General features: G+C 63.9%; 13 protein-coding genes. 7 read left to right on the top strand and 6 right to left on the bottom strand.

Annotated elements, in window-relative coordinates; all coding sequences use genetic code 11:
• Window positions 1-29 precede the first annotated feature (29 nt).
• From BM002_RS16645 to BM002_RS16660, 4 genes are all read right to left on the bottom strand, one after another.
• Window positions 30-2,345: a M10 family metallopeptidase gene (locus tag BM002_RS16645; RefSeq protein ID WP_175484940.1), complete on the bottom strand. Its 2,316-nt coding sequence runs from the start codon at window positions 2,343-2,345 to the stop codon at window positions 30-32.
• A 145-nt stretch (window positions 2,346-2,490) separates the two neighbouring features.
• Window positions 2,491-2,844 carry a hypothetical protein gene (locus BM002_RS16650; RefSeq protein WP_139212403.1) on the bottom strand — a complete coding sequence of 118 codons (354 nt, stop codon included), beginning with the start codon at window positions 2,842-2,844 and terminating at the stop codon, window positions 2,491-2,493.
• 294 nt (window positions 2,845-3,138) lie between these two features.
• Entirely contained in the window at window positions 3,139-4,158 is a 1,020-nt protein-coding gene (locus tag BM002_RS16655; protein ID WP_092783893.1) for a DUF2793 domain-containing protein, read from the bottom strand.
• A 155-nt stretch (window positions 4,159-4,313) separates the two neighbouring features.
• A complete protein-coding gene (locus BM002_RS16660; protein WP_175484941.1) occupies window positions 4,314-5,708 on the bottom strand; it encodes an HWE histidine kinase domain-containing protein in 1,395 nt (464 codons plus the stop codon).
• A gap of 257 nt (window positions 5,709-5,965) precedes the next feature.
• Between BM002_RS16660 and BM002_RS16665 the strand changes: the two genes are divergently transcribed.
• Together BM002_RS16665 and BM002_RS16670 are read left to right on the top strand one after the other, a co-directional pair.
• A complete protein-coding gene (locus tag BM002_RS16665; protein WP_092783899.1) occupies window positions 5,966-6,748 on the top strand; it encodes an SDR family NAD(P)-dependent oxidoreductase in 783 nt (260 codons plus the stop codon).
• A gap of 125 nt (window positions 6,749-6,873) precedes the next feature.
• Window positions 6,874-7,557: an alpha/beta hydrolase fold domain-containing protein gene (locus BM002_RS16670; RefSeq protein ID WP_175484942.1), complete on the top strand. Its 684-nt coding sequence runs from the start codon at window positions 6,874-6,876 to the stop codon at window positions 7,555-7,557.
• Here BM002_RS16670 and BM002_RS16675 read toward each other — a convergent pair.
• Window positions 7,554-8,525, bottom strand: a complete 972-nt coding sequence (locus BM002_RS16675; RefSeq protein ID WP_245749300.1) for an SDR family oxidoreductase — start codon at window positions 8,523-8,525, stop codon at window positions 7,554-7,556. The genes BM002_RS16670 and BM002_RS16675 overlap by 4 nt on opposite strands.
• 175 nt (window positions 8,526-8,700) lie before the next feature.
• On the opposite strand from BM002_RS16675, the gene BM002_RS16680 reads away from it, so the two are divergent.
• Window positions 8,701-9,552: an SDR family oxidoreductase gene (locus tag BM002_RS16680; protein ID WP_092783905.1), complete on the top strand. Its 852-nt coding sequence runs from the start codon at window positions 8,701-8,703 to the stop codon at window positions 9,550-9,552.
• An 81-nt stretch (window positions 9,553-9,633) separates the two neighbouring features.
• Entirely contained in the window at window positions 9,634-11,172 is a 1,539-nt protein-coding gene (locus BM002_RS16685) for an alpha-amylase family glycosyl hydrolase (protein ID WP_092783908.1), read from the top strand.
• A gap of 96 nt (window positions 11,173-11,268) precedes the next feature.
• Here BM002_RS16685 and BM002_RS16690 read toward each other — a convergent pair whose 3' ends face one another.
• A complete protein-coding gene (locus BM002_RS16690) occupies window positions 11,269-11,673 on the bottom strand; it encodes a SpoIIAA family protein (protein ID WP_092783911.1) in 405 nt (134 codons plus the stop codon).
• 101 nt (window positions 11,674-11,774) lie between these two features.
• Here BM002_RS16690 and BM002_RS16695 point away from each other — a divergent pair, with 101 nt between their 5' ends.
• The 3 genes from BM002_RS16695 to BM002_RS16705 form a co-directional block, all read left to right on the top strand.
• Entirely contained in the window at window positions 11,775-13,010 is a 1,236-nt protein-coding gene (locus BM002_RS16695; RefSeq protein WP_092783914.1) for a putative DNA modification/repair radical SAM protein, read from the top strand.
• Window positions 13,007-14,431: a UdgX family uracil-DNA binding protein gene (locus BM002_RS16700; RefSeq protein ID WP_175484943.1), complete on the top strand. Its 1,425-nt coding sequence runs from the start codon at window positions 13,007-13,009 to the stop codon at window positions 14,429-14,431. Before BM002_RS16695 ends, BM002_RS16700 begins: the two co-directional genes overlap by 4 nt.
• 335 nt (window positions 14,432-14,766) lie before the next feature.
• Window positions 14,767-16,680, top strand: a 1,914-nt coding sequence (locus tag BM002_RS16705) for a DUF7507 domain-containing protein (protein ID WP_175484944.1), incomplete at its 3' end; no start/stop codon positions are given.

Here is a 16,680-nt window from a genome sequence, read left to right on the forward strand (position 1 = left end):
CATCAGGTCAGTGCGTTTTCAGGCCTGCATTAGAAGATGAAATTGGTGGCGTCCAGATCGGCGAGGCTGACATTGAGGAGAGTGATCGAATTGCCGCCGCCCGTGTCGATGACGACGTCCGATCCGACCTGCGTTGCCGCCCCGCCGTTCGGGTTTCCGATCTGCAGGTCCGACAGATCCGAAATCGCGGAGACTGCGGACAGGTCGATCCGCTCGAACTGGTTGCCGGCCGCGAAATCTCCGATGGTGTCGTTGCCGTGGCCATTTGAGAAAACAAAGGTATCCGCGTTGAAGCGGCCGAACATCAGATCGTCGCCGGTGCCGCCGGTAATCGTGTCGAACCCCGAGCCGCCATTGATCGTGTCATTGCCCGCGCCCCCGAACATCAGGTCATTGCCCGACCCGCCAAAGAAGCGGTCGTCGCCGTCCTCACCGTTCATCGTGTCGTTGCCGGCGTCGCCGAACAGACCGTCGTTGCCCACGCCGCCAAACAGCAGGTCGTTGCCTTCGCCCGCGAACAGCCGATCAAGGCCCGATCCGCCGTAAAGAGTGTCGTTGCCCGCGCCGCCGAACAGGTTGTCTGCTTGGTCGCCCCCGTCGAGAAAATCGTTCCCGGCGCCGCCATCCAGAAGGTCGAAGCCGCCGTCGCCAAAGATCGTATCGTCGCCGTCTTCGCCATAGAGGCCATCTACGGTTATGCCGAAATTGCTGCCGCCGCTGATGAAGTCGTTGCCCGCGCCGCCAAAGACCCGGTCCGCGGTTTCGCCGCCGAACAGCGAGTCGCTGCCGATGCCGCCGTAGAGCTGATCGAAGCCCTGCCCGCCCTCGATTCGGTCGTTGCCCGCATCACCATAAAGCGAATCCGCGCCATCGCCCCCCATCAGCGTGTCGTTGCCATCACCACCGTTCAGCGTGTCGAAGCCGATTTCGCCTTCCAGCAGATCCGCCCCGACTCCACCCTCCATCCTGTCATTGCCGGCCCCGCCAAACAAACTGTCATTGCCGACGCCACCATTGACCGTGTCGTTTCCGTTGCCGCTGTTGACTGAATCGTTCCCCGCACCGCTATTGATCGCGTTGGCGGCATCGTTGCCGGTGATGGTGTCGTTGCCGGATCCGGTCGATGCGTTCTCGATCACGGTGCCGCGGGCGATGCCCATGGCGCCGATCTGCGTGCCGATGTCCGAGAATTGCTCCGCTCGCATGTCAAGACGCGCGCCAACCGTCAGGTAGGTGAAGTCCAGAAGGTCGTTTCCGCTGTGGTCATAGATCGTGAAGACCATGGGGCTGCCGGTCACGCGGGCTGTCGTCGTGCCCGTCGCCATCCAGGCGAAGACTTGATCCATATAGTTTCCGAGGTTCGAACCCCGCCCGTACACGGTATCGCCCGCCGTGGCAGATCCTGCGCCGGGTGCGCCATAGAGGTTCTGAATCGCGAGGATGTCCGCCATCATCGGTCCGGCGGTATAGCCGAAAGAAGCGTTTATCGTCGTGTTCTCGTTCTGGTTGAAATACGACATGACCGACACTTGCCAGCTGTCGTTCAGGAACGTCGCATCCATCGCGTACCTGGCATTGCCGTTGTAATTGCCCTGATGGCCCAGTCCGATGGCATGTCCGATCTCGTGGACATAGGTCTGGAACGAATAGCTGTCGATCGTCGTGCCATTGAAATCCAGCCAATCGGTCGCGATGTTGATTTCAACCCCATCGGGCCGCCGTCCGCCCGGAGCAAAGGCATAGGCCCCCGAGTCGTTGTCATCGAATGTCAGCATCTCGCCTGTGGCCACTTCGACGAAATCGATGTCGACCACTGCTTCCCAAGCTTCCATCGCCCAACGGGCCAATTGCTGACCTTCCGGCGTCAAGCGGCTGAGATTGACCGTGATCCTGTTGGAGAACGAGGTGTTGAAGGTGATCTCGGTGCCCCAATAGCCTTCGGTCAGATAGAGGGCCAGTTCGTCGAGCGTTGCCAGGGAGGCGGGTTGCGGCGGCGCCACTTCGACGATCCGGACATCGTAGGTTCCGGTCTCGGTCGAATAGGCGTCGGCCTCGATATAGTAGGTTCCCGTCGTGGTCGCCGTGAACGTGATCTGGGAATTGAGACCAGCGAAATCGTCATTGAAGGCGAGAAGTTGCGTTCCGCTGCTGTCGTAGAGCGACAAAAACGGGTCCGACAGCGTAATTCCTGTCATGCTGATCGCATAGGTTTCGCCCGCCGTCAGCGTGACCGCGATCCAATCCTCGTCGGAACTGTTCGACAGGGTGCCGCGGAACGTGTCCCCGACACTGATCCGATAGCTGGTCGATGTGCTCTCTGCTGCGTCGACGCCCTCGGTGATCATCAGGCCCTGGGGACCATCGCTTCCATGGCGGAGCGGATCAAATGTTTGGGTCGCAAAACAGACATTGCACATCGGCGGAACTCTCTCTTGTTGGAAACTCTCGGTTGGCGGCGAATTCGGGCTGTCTGATGTCGAAAGAATGACCCTAGCGCGATGAATTGCCGATCCTTGTCGCTTTCGCAAGATCGGGCAGCGCCTGCACGAGGGCGCTGGCATGATCGGCCGGCTCACCCGTGTTGCGGATCGTGGCCCCGGATTGTGGCGGACCACCTGCGTCGCGCCAGCTCAGGCTGTCGCCCGTCGTTCCACGATGCAAGGTCACCTCGATCGCGTTCGGCACGGGCGGATCTGGATTGAACCGGATGGCATGATGCGGCGCCACCTTGGCAAGGGCCTGAAACAGAGCCTGACACAGCGGATCGGAGGGCTGATCACAGACCAGCGCCATCACGGGGCGCTGACTTTGGCCCGCCTGCTCCGAAGATGTTGAAAAGCCCATGCAAACCCCCGCCGCCAGAAACAGGCCACCCAGCAGGAGACTCCGTCGTGATCCTGTCATTCGTTTCCCGCCAAGATGGCCACAAGTGATCTTCATCGCGAAATACTGAAAAATGCCGGCACCATCCAGTGGTTTGCGTATAAACGGAAACTCTGGCAGAAATGCGTCGTCTTCAGGCCTGTCCCGAAGGTCTCGCGTTCGGGCTGCGCGCCAGGATCAAGAGGCGGGTACTGCGTTTTCGTATTGGGGGGCGCATGGTCCTGTCACGAACAGCGCCCCCAAAACGACACTTGGTCAGGCGACCTTCCAGCCTGAAAAGACCATATGACCTTTGTAGTAGCGCAGCATCGCATTCACGTTTCCGGTCCGGAACGTGACGTTGTCGCCCGCTTCCAGAGGCTGAAGGACGGTGAACGACAGCGGCATTGCGCCGACCAGGGCCTGCATCTGCGCGATCTGCGTAACGCCATTGACGGCCAGGCTGACCCGTCCGTTCGTAGTCTGCGCCAGAGAGCCGTTCAGGACGAAAGCATAGATCCCCGAGACAGGTGCGGTGAATGCGCCAGTCGCCGTGTCGAAATAGCCACCCGGGTCGGTCGTGATGGTTTCGAAGGGCAGGTCGGTATTGGGCGTCGTGATCTCGGCCCATGTGCCGACCGATGCGGCGACGAAGGCGGGCAGGGCGGGGAAACTGGGGACGCCCGACGCACTGTCAAAGGTCACCGCGTTCCGCCAGACTGCCCCGTCGGCGCTGACCTTCACGGCGAAGTCGTCGTTTCCCATGGTTCCCATCTCGGCGCGTCCGGACCAGCCGGACTGGAACAGAAGGCTTGCCGTGTCACTGGGGGACGCCTTGTTGACGATCAGACGGTGGTCGTCCCCGTCGTGGGTCAAAAGCGTGGCTGCGGCCGAGACGGTCAGGCGGTTCGTCTCATCCGCTTGCGCATTCACACCCAGCATGGCGGTCGCCTCAACAGACCGTGTCGCCCAGGACGACCCGTCGAAGGAAAGTGTTTGATCCGAGGCAAGGACATGGATCGTCCAGCCGGCTGATGGTGTGTGAAACGTCCATCCGCTGTTGAAATAGACCGCCAGGGCGTGGTCCTGCCCGGCCCAGGCGCCCGTCGCGCCGTTGGCCACGACATGCACGTCGCCTTCACCGGGCGTTGCAGGCGGGTCTGTCCGGTCAGCGTCCTGCGCTACGGGTTGAACAAGCGCGTCGAGCACCGCGATCGCTTCGTTGTGGGTCACATGTTTCTGGGCCTGCCCCAACTGGATCATGGGCATCCCAAGGCGTGGTGTGTTTTCGGACATCGCAAATAACCTCGGTTTGAGAGTGCCGAAGATTTTACGTAGCAATGAAGGATAGGTTAACGATTCCGGGCCGGGCGCGCTCACCGTGCCGGCTTGACCTGTCCGGCGCTCAGGGGTCGTTGGTCCGATATGTCTTTACTCGGCCGAATTCCGCGTCAGACGAACCTGGCAAGGCCGTTCAGCAAATCCTGTTCGCGAAATGGCTTGCTGATCAAAGGCGCCGTCGCGAAGGCCTCGTCCAGGCTGGAAAAATCGTTCTGACCGCTCAGGACCACGAACGGGATCGACAGTTTCGACAATTGCCGCGCCACGTCATCCGTCGTCTCCTGCCCGAGGTTCAGATCGAGCAGGGCGACATCCGGCCCCTCGCGGAGGGCGACCAACGCCGTCGCCACCGTGGTGAACGGCCCCATAACCGTGGCACCCCGCGCCTTGAGGATGTCAGACAGGTCAAGTCCGATGATCGGGTCGTCCTCAACCACCATGACCCGGACGCCCGAAAACGACTTGTCGACCGCAGGGGGCTCTTCCACCGACAAGGTCGAGGGCGCGAGGGGCGCCTCGGGAACCTCGCGCTGAAAGCCGTCGTTGACCACGATCCTGCAGATCAGACCCTCGGGCGCGAAATCCAGGGTCACCGACCCCTCGCCCCGCATGGCATTCTGCAAGATCGTCGAGCCGATGCCCTGCCGACGATCCCGGGGCAAGGCGGGGCCGCCCGTCTCGACCCAGTCGATGCGGACCTGCCGGTCGGGCCCGGTCGAGATGTCGATGGCGACATGGCCGGACGAGATCGACAGCGCCCCGTGCTTGACGGCATTGGTCAGCAATTCGTGGAAGATCATGGCCAGCGCTTCGGACGCCTCGCCCGAAAACCAGAAATCCGTCGTCCCGTTGATGGAGATCCGTTTCTGCCAGCCCGCAAAGGCCTCCATCTCCATCGTCAGGATTTCCCGAAGGCTGGACCGTTTCGCTTCTTCGGCCACCAGAACGCGGTTCGACCGGGCCAGCGCACCAAGTCGCTCCATCAGGGTCTCGGCGAACTGCTCGACCGTAGAGGCTTTCTTCGAGGCATGGCGGATCATCGAATTCATGATCGTGAAGGTGTTCGACACCCGATGATTCAATTCCCTGGACAGCAGTTTCAGCCGGTCCTCATTCTGTTTCAGTTCGGTAATGTCGATCACATGGCCGATCAGTTTGCTGACCTCGCCCGAAGGCGCAAGCCGCGGAACGCCGCGCGCACTGATCCAGCGGTCGACCCCATCGGCCCGCCGGATCCGCGCCTCAAAGGCCCAGGGCTCGCCATCCTTCAGTGCGGATCGCAGCAATTCACCCACCCGCTCCCGGTCTTCCTCGAAGACATAGGTCAGGAAGATCTCCGCGCTCCAACGATCCAGAAGCGCGTCATGGCCGAAAATCTGATCGTGCCGCAGGTTGCGAACCGCATCCCCAGTGGCCGCGTCCAGCTCCCAAACGCCGATTTCAGACGTCGCCAAAAGAAGATCAAGGTGGTCGCCACCTTCATTCAGGAAAGAAGAATCGTCCATATTTTCATGAAGTATGCCAAAAACGGTCCTCAAGATAGCGCGAGGACATATCCTTTTAAAGAGGCTGCAAAGCGCGATTTCCTCCGATCGGCGTTCGATCGCAAATCTTGCCTTTCGACGTGACCGGTCCCGCCTCGCAGGCGGAACCATCGCCGCGCTGAGCCGTTGAACGCCCGACAGAGCGCCCACCCGGCGCAGCAGCCGCGCCAATGCGACGGTTGGACCGAAATCCTCGCAGATATGAACGGAGCAAGACCATGGACCTGAAGATCAAGGGACGCCGCGCCCTCATCACCGGCGGGGCCGGCGGAATGGGTGTCGAGACGGCCAGGATCCTGATCGCAGAGGGCGTCGACGTGACGTTGACCGACCTCGACGCCGATGACCTGGCCCGTGCGGCCGACAAACTCGGTGCCAATCATCAAGCCGCCGATCTATCGTCGCCCGACGGCGTCCAGAAGCTGATCGATGCCGTCGGCACCGACTTCGACATCTGGGTCCATGCCGCCGGCGTGACGGGCGCCAAGGGTGACCCTCTCAAGATGGCCGAAGACGACTGGATGGACGCCATCAACATCGACTTTCTCTCCGGCGTCCGCATGGCCCGCCACCTCTGCCCCGCGATGATCGACCGGGGATGGGGTCGCGTGGTCTTCGTCACCTCCGAAAACGTGGCACAGCCCTACCCCGAGGAAACCGTCTACAACTCGGCCAAATCGGCCCTGCTCAGCTTTGCCAAAAGCGTGGCGATGGCCCATTCCGGCAGCGGCCTTCTGGTCAACGCCGTCGCGCCCGCCTTTATCGAGACGCCGATGACCGATGGCATGATGGAGAAGCGGGCCGAGGAAAAGGACATGTCCATCGACGAAGCCGTCGAGACCTTTCTGGACGAGGAGCGCCCCTATCTCGTGCTCAAGCGGCGCGGACAGGTCGAGGAGGTTGCCCCCGTCATTGCCATGCTCTGCAGCGAGCTGTCGTCCTTCGTCACCGGCTCCAACTGGCGCGTCGATGGCGGCGCCGTCGGCTCCATCAACATCTGATGCTGAACGGCCGGGCCGACGTCGAGGCCCATATCAAATCCAATCCCGTCGAAGGTTCGCCCGCAGACATGCGGGCGGCTTTTCGCCGTTTGGCCGGTCCGGGCCCAGACAGCATACCTCTTGTCTTGGGTGGCGTTCCCTGCCGCGCTTTCGGAAAAGGTGCGCCCGTCCTCTGGCTCCATGGTGGGGGCTACGTCTTCGGCGACAGCCGCAGCCACGCCGCCTGTGCCGCCCATCTGGCCCGGGCGGCAGCGCGTCAGGTCATCGTCCCCGACTACCGCCTCGCCCCTGAATACCCCTGGCCCGCCCCGCTCGACGACGTCCGCGCCGTCCTCCGCGCCCTGCCCCATGCCATTCCAGTGGTTGGCGACAGCGCGGGCGGCCACCTCGCCCTCAACCTCGCGCTGTGCGACCCCACGCGCGTCACCTCCCTCGCCCTCATCTCGCCGAATACCGACCGCACGGGCCAGAGCGATACACGCCGGGCCAACGAAGCCACGGACCTGATGAACGACGATGCGACCGATGCAAGGCTGGCGCAAATGGCCATGCCCCACCTGCCGCCCGACGACCCCGCCGTTTCCCCCAGGCTGGCCAACCTCCGCGATCTGCCGCCGACCTACCTCACCGCGTCGCGCGCCGAAGTGCTGGCGGGCGACGCCACCCTTCTGGCCCACGCCGCCAGAGACCAAGGCGTCCCCGTTGCCGAAGATTGGCAGGATGACCTCTTTCACATGTGGACCCTCTGGCCCGACGCCCTGCCCGAAGCCCGGGCAACGCTGACCCGCATCGCCCACCATATCGCCTAGAGCCGCGACGCTCGCCCCAACAGAAATGCCAGCCCCGCCGCCACGCCAAGGCCGCCGAACACCACCGCCTTGCGCATCAGGTCGCCATCGACGATGGCCGCCCTGTCGCGGGCCCGGTCAGAGAACGATCCCTCGGCCCGCGCCGGATAGCTGACCGGCGAAAACAGGTTGTCGGCGCGGCTCCCTTCCTCGGGACGATCCGATTTCTGCATCTCGATCCCGCTGTCGGCCAGCCGGTGATCGATCATGTTGGGCAGCACCATGTCCCCGAACACCAACTCCAGGACCGACCCGCCCACCAGGATTTCGCGCGCATCCGTGTCAATGGCCTGCATCACGGCGCGGGCCGCCACTTCGGGGGCGAAGATCGGCGGGGCAGGCTGCGGCTTCATCGGCAGGCGGTTGCGTGCCCAATCGAACTGCGGTGTGTTGATCGCGGGCAATTGCACCAGCGACAGGGAAATGGGCCGACCATCGCGCAGCAACTCGGACCGGATGGCCCCGGTAAAGCCGTTGATCGCGTGTTTGGCGGCACAATAGGCCGACTGACCCGGCACCGGACGATAGGCAAGCCCCGACCCGATATTCACGATATTCCCCTTCTTCATATGCCGCAGGGCAAGGCGCACGCCGTTCACCTGCCCCAGAAAGGTGGTCCGCACGATCTTGTCGAATTCGTCGATCTCCATCTGGTCGAAGGTCGAAAAACTGGTGGCCATGGCGCAATTGACCCAGATGCGCGGCGCCCCGACCCGACCCAGAAGGTCGCTCACCGCCGCCTCCAATGCCGCGGCGTCGCCCACATCGGCCTGTGCCGTTTGGATACCGCCGTCCGCCGCTTCCATCTCGGCCAGCCGCTCCGCACCGCGCGCGATTACCGCCACCTCGAAACCACGGGCGCGCAGTGCGCCGACGACGGCACGACCGACGCCGGCCGACCCCCCGAGGACAAATGCCGAATTGCTCATGATGCTTTTCCTTCCGATGGGTTTTTCCTGTGTGTCTCGTTGGAAAAAGCCCTCGAAGCGGCAAAGAGTTCCCCCAACTCGCTGCCCCGTCACTGGGTCATCAAGGGAACCATCGCGACCGGCGCGAGGTTCGACTGGGACACCTGAACAGCGAAAAACGCCAAGGAGCTTCGTCATGAACAGCCCCCACATTCCCGCCCAGTCGCAAGACGCGATGCCCGCCGCCGAATACAAGATGGACCCGGCCCCCGATTACAGCCCCCGCCATCCGGGCAGCGGCAAGCTCAAGGGCAAGGTCGCCCTTGTCACCGGCGGGGACAGCGGCATCGGTCGCGCCGTTTCCGTTCTCTTCGCCCGCGAAGGTGCCAAGGTCGCCATCGCCTACCTCGAGGAAGACCGCGATGCGCAGGAAACCAAGCGCCTGATCAAGGAAGAGGGGTCCGAAGCCCTGCTCATCCCCGGCGATCTGGGAAGCAAGGCCAATTGCGAGGCCGCGGTGAAATCCGTGATCGACACCTTCGGCCAGCTCGACATCCTGATCAACAATGGTGCGCAGCAGTGGTTGGACGCGGATTTCGCCGACCTCTCCGAAGACAAGATCGAGCGAATGATCGCCTCGAACATCAAGGCATACATGTTCACGACCCAAGCCGCCCTGCCGCATCTCAAGGAAGGTGCCAGCATCGTGAACACCTCCTCGGTCAACGCCTTCGCCGGCATGGGCAGCCTCATCACCTATTCGATGACACGCGGCGCGTCCCTCGCCTTTAGCCGGTCCTTGGCCGGCAACCTTGCCGACAAGGGAATCCGGGTGAATTCCGTCGCCCCCGGCCCGATCTGGACGCCGTTCATCCCGGGCACCATGCCCGCCGACAAGGTCGAGAATTTCGGCAGCGAAACCCCGATGGGGCGCGCGGGCCAACCTTGGGAAGTCGCAACGGCCTACCTTTTCCTCGCCTCGTCGGACGGCAGTTATTACACCGGCCAGACCCTTCATCCCAATGGCGGCATGGTCGTCGGCGCGTAAGACGCCCTTGATCTGACCCCAAAGGGGCGCGTCCAGTCAGGGCGCGCCCTTCTCCCTATTTTTTCAAATGGATATTGCCCGATGACCGACCGCGCCCTGCCCAAGACCCCCGTCATCTATCAGATCTATCCCCGGTCCTTTCGGGACACGACGGGCAACGGTATCGGCGATCTCGATGGCATCATCCTGGGGCTGGATCACGCCGCTTCTCTGGGCGCGGACGCGGTCTGGATGTCGCCCTTCTACCCGTCACCCTGGGCGGATGGCGGCTATGACATCACCGATCACATGTCGATCCACCCCGCCCTGGGCACGATGCATGATTTCGACCGTCTCGTGGCCCGGGCCCATGATCTTGGCCTCAAGGTCATCATCGATCAGGTCTTCAACCACACCTCGACCGAGGCACCTTGGTTCAAGCTCTCGGTCGCGGGCGACCCCCGCTATTCCGACTACTACCTCTGGGCCGATCCCAAGCCCGACGGGACTCCGCCCAACAACTGGCTGTCGCAGTTCGGCCCCCCCGCCTGGACCTGGAACCACAAGCGCCAGCAATATTATTTCCACAATTTCACCGCCGACCAACCCAGCCTGAACCTGCGCAACGAGGACGTTCAGGCCGAATTGCGTACCATCATGCAATTCTGGCGCGACCGGGGTGTCGACGGTTTCCGCATCGACGCAGTGACATCGCTGCTCTGCGACCCCGAGTTTCGCGACAACCCCGTGGCGTCACCCGACGTGCGCGACAAGGTCTCGGGCGATAATTTCGTCCCCTATACGCGGCAGGATCACGTCCACGACATCCTGCCCGGCGACGGGATCGCCTTTGTCGCCAACCTGCGCGATTGGGCGGGCGACGACGCCTTCCTGATCGGTGAAGTCACCTCGGGCAATCAGTCGGTCGAGTTGTCGTGCCGCCTGACGACCGAAGGCCGGATGAACGCCGCCTATTCCACCGATCTGCCTGAGTCCGGCTGCACCGCCGAAAGCTATGCCGACATCCTGACCCGCGCGCCCGACCCGGACCGCATCGGCTGGTGGCTGTCCTCGCACGACCAACCGCGTCATGCGGGCAAGGCCGGGGATGGCTCGGCTCATGACGCCAAGTTCCTCGCCCTGCTTCTGGCCGTCTCCCCCGGCCCCGTCCTGATATATCAGGGGGAGGAGCTGGGCCTGACTCAACCCGATCTGCCCCGAGCCGCCGTGACCGATCCGCTCGACCTGCTCTATTGGCCCGACGGTCCGGGCCGCGAAGGTGCCCGCGTGCCGATCCCGTGGGAGGAGGGCGGCAATCGCGGCTTCACCACCGGAACGCCATGGCTGCCGATGACCTGGCCCGAGGGCGTGTCGACCGCCGTCCAGCATATCGATGAGGGAAGTATCCTTCGCTTTTACCGCGCCGCCTTCGCCTTCCGCCGCGATGGACTGGGTCCTGTCGAATTGCAGGATTGGTCCCGGGACGGCGACGTAATCCGCCTGCACTATCCCAAGGCCGCGGTCGTCCTGAATTTCGGCAAAGACCCCGTACCGATCGACACGCGTCCCGATTTCGCCTCTGGCCCTGTCGAAACGAACCTCCCCGGCCGCACTGCCGCTGTCTGGCTGAACTCAGACTGAGCATCTGGGTGGCCGCTATGAACCCCGGCCTCCCGTCCGCGAAGGTATGATTGCCGATTGCGCGGACCCACCCTGAGGGCGAGTCCGCGCATCGCATCAGGTGCCGACGGGCGCTTCGGTCGCACCGACGAAAGCCCAGGCGGCAGCCGCCTCGGATGCCTTGAACGACTTGGCTTCGACCGGGATGACCTTGTCCATCAAGTCGATCATGGTCGCCGCGGCCGAGGGCGCTCCGATCACGGCATAGCGGCGCACACCGCTGAGCGCGCGGAACCGCGACTTGATCACGTCGCCGTCGAAGATGCTGTCCCAGTCGCTGCCGGTGAAGCCGGTCAGGTCCAGAAGCATATCGATCTTGTCGTCGTGGCGGTCAAAGGCGGCCAGCATGAACTTGGCCAGCGCCTCGGAATCGTCGTCGTCGATGTGCCCGGATACCCGGAACGCATAGACGGTTGGGGATGTGGTGGGGATCTGCTGGATCGCTCCGTGGGAAAACGCCATGGTCGGGACCTCCGTTTGTTTAAACTCAGGATCAATCCCCGAAGTCCCTGCGGGGTTCCGTCGCAGTTGCGACGGAGGAAAATGGAACGTATCAGGAACATATGGCCCAGATGTCCCTTGATCAGAAGCTCGCGATCCTGAGCGATGCGGCGAAATACGACGCCTCCTGCGCCTCGTCGGGGTCGACCCGGCGGGATTCGCGCGACGGCAAGGGGCTAGGATCGAACGAGGGGAGCGGGATCTGTCACGCCTATGCCCCGGACGGGCGGTGCATCAGTCTGCTGAAGATCCTGATGACGAATTTCTGTGTCTATGATTGCAGTTATTGCATCAACCGGGTGTCGTCCAACGTGCCGCGTGCGCGGTTTTCGGTGGACGAGGTCGTCAAGCTCACCATCGAGTTCTATCGGCGCAATTACATCGAGGGGCTGTTTTTGTCGTCCGGGGTCATCAAGTCGCCCGATGCAACGATGGCCGACATGGTGCGGATCGCGCGGCGCCTGCGTCACGACGAGAATTTCCGGGGGTATATCCACCTCAAGACAATCCCCGATGCCGCGCCCGAGTTGATCGCCGAGGCTGGTTTGTTGGCGGATCGCCTGTCGATCAACGTGGAGTTGCCGACGGATCGGGCGGTGGAGCATTTTGCACCCGAGAAGAAGCCTGAACAGATCCGCAAGGCGATGGCGGATGTGCGGTTGCGCAAGGAGGCGGCGGGGGATCGGTCGCACGGCGGCAAGCGGCCGCCGCGTTTCGCGCCCGCCGGTCAGTCGACGCAGATGATCATCGGGGCGGATGGGTCGAATGACGCGACGGTCCTTGGGCAATCGACGCGGCTCTATTCCAGCTACAAGTTGAAACGGGTCTATTATTCGGCATTTTCGCCGATTCCGGACAGTTCGGCCAAGCTGCCGCTGGTGCGCCCGCCCCTGCAGCGCGAGCATCGGTTGTATCAGGCGGACTGGCTCTTGCGGTTCTATGGGTTCGAGCTGGCCGAGATCACGTCCGTGACGCCCGATGGCAACCTCGACTTGCAGATCGACCCGAAACTGGCCTGGGCGCTGGCGCATCGGGGGCTGTTCCCGCTGGATGTGAACACCGCCCCGCGCGAGATGTTGCTTCGGGTGCCGGGGTTCGGGGTGAAGACGGTCACCCGGATCCTGGCGACGCGGCGGCACCGGCATTTGCGCTATGACGACATCACCCGGATGGGTGCCTCGATGAAGACGGCGCGGGCCTTCGTGACGGCGGGCGGCTGGACACCCGGGGCTATGACCGACAGCACGGACCTGCGCGCAAGGTTCGCGCCCCGGCCCGAGCAATTGACCCTATTGTGACGCGGAACGTCACATTGCCCCGGATCGGCACCGCCCAGGCCTGGCGCGATGCCGCGCGGGATCTGCTGGCCCAAGGGATCGCCCCCGCCGATGTCGTCTGGCAGGAGGCGGGCGCGCCGCGCGGGCTGTTCGACGATGACACACCCGGGACGCCGGGCGGCGTGGTCCGGGTGCCGCGCAGTTTCATCGCCATGGCCGACAGCGTGATCTGGCACGCCGATCCGTCCCGATTTGCACGGCTCTACCATTTCCTCTGGCGCCTGCGGGAGGCTCCGCAGCTGATGTCGGATCGCGGCGACGCGGATCTGGCGCGGCTGCGCGGGATGGAGAAAGGGGTGCATCGCTGTCAGCACAAGATGAAGGCCTTCGTGCGGTTCCGCGAGATCGGTGCGCCCGAGGATGCCCGCCGGTCCTTTGCCGCCTGGTTCGAGCCGACGCATCACACGGTAGAGCCGACGGCGCAGTTCTTTCGCCGACGGTTCGCGGACATGGATTGGCGGATCGTGACGCCCGACATCTCGGTCCTGTTCGAGGCGGGCAAACTGCGGTTCATCGAGGATCAGCCCGCCCCGGACCTGCCCGAGGATGCGAGCGAGGCGCTTTGGGTGACCTACTATCGCAACATCTTCAATCCGGCGCGCCTGAAGGTGCAGGCGATGACGTCGGAGATGCCGAAGAAATACTGGAAGTACATGCCCGAGGCGGCCCTGATCCCCGAGTTGATTGCAGGCGCACCGGCCCGCGCCCGCGCCATGGCCGAGGCCGCGCCGACCCTGCCGCCGGCACGGATGGGCGCAGCACAGAGCCAATTGCGCGCTTTCGCATCGACCTGGGATGCCAACGAGGGCGGGTTGGCCGAGGCGGTCCGGAGCTGCACCCGCTGTCCGCTCCACCGCGACGCGACGCAGGCTGTGCCGGGCGAAGGGCCGCCTGAGGCCGCCCTGATGATCGTGGGCGAACAGCCGGGCGATCAGGAGGACCTGCGCGGGCGGCCCTTCGTGGGACCGGCGGGGCAGATGTTCGACGCGGTGGCGGCAGAGGTCGGACTGGATCGGACCAAGGCGTTCGTCACCAATGCGGTGAAACATTTCAAGTTCACGCCGCGCGGCCGGCAGCGCATTCACCAACGGCCCGACACCAGTGAGATCAATCACTGCAAATGGTGGCTGGAAGCCGAGATGGCGCAGGTGTCGCCCCGCCTGATCCTGGCGATGGGGGCGACGGCGGCACAGGCGTTGACCGGATCGGGTGACAGGCTGCTGGCACGGCGGGGCAGGGTGGAAGAGAGGCCGGGTCTGCCCCCGGTCCTGATCACGCTGCATCCATCCTATATCCTGCGGCTGCGCGACGCGGGTCAGCGGGCCGAGGCCCGGGCCAACCTGGCGCATGACATGGCCTTGTCGCGCGATCTGGTGGCGTAAGGTCGGACGGCTCGCCCCCGGCCTGCTGGAGACGGCACGGGCCCGCGTCCGAGCCATGTCACGTCTGCCCCCCGCTCGATCTCTGCTGCCTGGCGGGCGGGCAACTTGTCGTGGATGTCTGGACAGACATCATCGACGGCGCCCGAATCGGCGAAATCTTACCAGATTGTTAACAGCCTGCATCTGGGCGAGAATTTGCCACAATTGTGCTTTGTGAGGCACATCGTCTCGGTTTCTGTCGGCCCTCAACTCCCCAGAACGAATCATCTGATCTATCAACGCCCGAAATGACCGGACCGCCGGAAGAGCGGAGGCGGTCGACATTGGGGGCAGCCATGAGCGGTATTGGACAGGCGATCAAAGCCGGATTCCGGAAGAGCACTTTCACGGCAATGGCGGCGCTCGCGCTGACGTTTGCGGGGATCGGTGCGGCGGACGCGCAGGCCATCGACTATACCAGCATCAACACCGGCGCCGGTGGGACGAACCTGAACGGCTCGACCAACACGGGTGGCGCGAACAGCACGGCCAACCCGGCGGCCATTCCGAATGTCGGTGTCCTGCCGGTCGGAACGCCGTTCGAACAACTTGCGCCCTTCACCTTTGTTGCCGACCCGAACGATACCGATCCTGCAGCCAACCCGCTCTGGGGCAGCGGGATCAGCTTTCCGGCGGGTCCGGCCCGTATCCAGGCCCAGGGGACGAACACCGATCAACCGTCCGGTCGGTCCATCGACTACGTCTTCGATTGGGATGTGCCTGTCTGGGGCGTCGAGATCCGGATGGATTTCCTCGACAATGACGATACCACCTTCGTGTCCGCGTCGCGCAACGGTGTGCCTGTCCCCCTGCTGGCCAGCTATATTGTGTCGACCGGCGCGTCCTTCGACACGTTGGCAGCAGGTGGAGTGCTGCGGATCCGCAATGTGGGTGACGGCGGCGACGAGTCGTTCTCCCTGCAATTGCCGCTCGATGTGGTCATCGATACGCTGACCTTCGGCGAGACGGGCAAGCTACCGGCGGCGGGCGGCCCGAACAATGGCCCCGTGACCGTCGCCTGGGACAATGTCGCCGTGGCACGGCCCGACATCGGTATCGTCAAGACCTCCAGCCTCGATGTGGGCGCGGACGGTCGGCCCTCGGTCGGCGATGTCATCACCTATACCTTCACCGCACGCAACACCGGCCGGGTCGTCCTGTCGGATGTGCAGGTGAACGACCCCGACGCAACGGCCATTACCCTCGTCAGCGGCAACCCTGCCAATATGGCCCCCGGTGCCGACATCGTCTGGACCGGCACCTATACTTTGCAGCCTGCGGATCTCGCGGCAGGCGAAGTCATCAACTCGGCCACGGTCAGCGGCCAGCCCGCGGGCACCACCGACCCGGCCGACCGGGTCAATGACGTCTCCGACAGTGGCAACCCCGCCGACGACGACGGCATCGGACAGTTCTCCGATGAGCCGACGGTCAACGACGAGACGCCGACCGTCACTCCGATCGAGCGCGCCGACCTTGTCACGGTCAAGTCGCTGGTCAGTGCCGATAGCCCATTGCTGGCCGGCCCCGATGCGAATGACGATGTGGTCATGCAGATCGTCGTGACGAACAACGGACCGGATGACGCGACGAACGTGATGCTGACCGACCCGACGCCGACAGGTTTCACCCTCGACAGTTTCTCGATCACCGGCGACGCCACGGGCGGCACGTCTTTCACCGGCGGCGTCCTGACCCTGGGCGCGCTGGCCGTGGGCGATAGCGCGACGCTGACGCTGAACTATTCGACCCAGGCCGGGACCGAGGGTCAGACCCTGACGAATACCGTCACCGAACGCGCGGTGTCCGATCAGGTCGATCCAACGACGGCGGGCGACGACCTGACAGAGTCGGTGACCGTGGCAGGCGTTCCCGTGGCCGTGAACGACAGCCAGGACAACCTGACGGTCGGCGATGTGGCGACGGTGCCGGTGACGGTGAACGACAGCGGCAACAACGGCTTCCCGGGCGGGGCGCTGGATCCGGACTCGGTGCGGCTGGTGGATGCGGGCGGTGCGCCGGTGACGCAGCTGGTGGTGCCGGGTGAGGGCACCTGGGACGCGCTTCCGGGTGGCGAGATCCGCTTCACGCCCGAGCCGGGGTTCACGGGCGATCCGACGCCGGTCACCTATACCGTGGCCGACCTGAACGGCAGCCGGTCGAACCCGGCGACGGTGACGCTCGACTATGTCGCGCCGCCGGTGGCGGTG

Source organism: Jannaschia pohangensis, from assembly GCF_900113875.1.
Taxonomy (GTDB): domain Bacteria; phylum Pseudomonadota; class Alphaproteobacteria; order Rhodobacterales; family Rhodobacteraceae; genus Jannaschia; species Jannaschia pohangensis.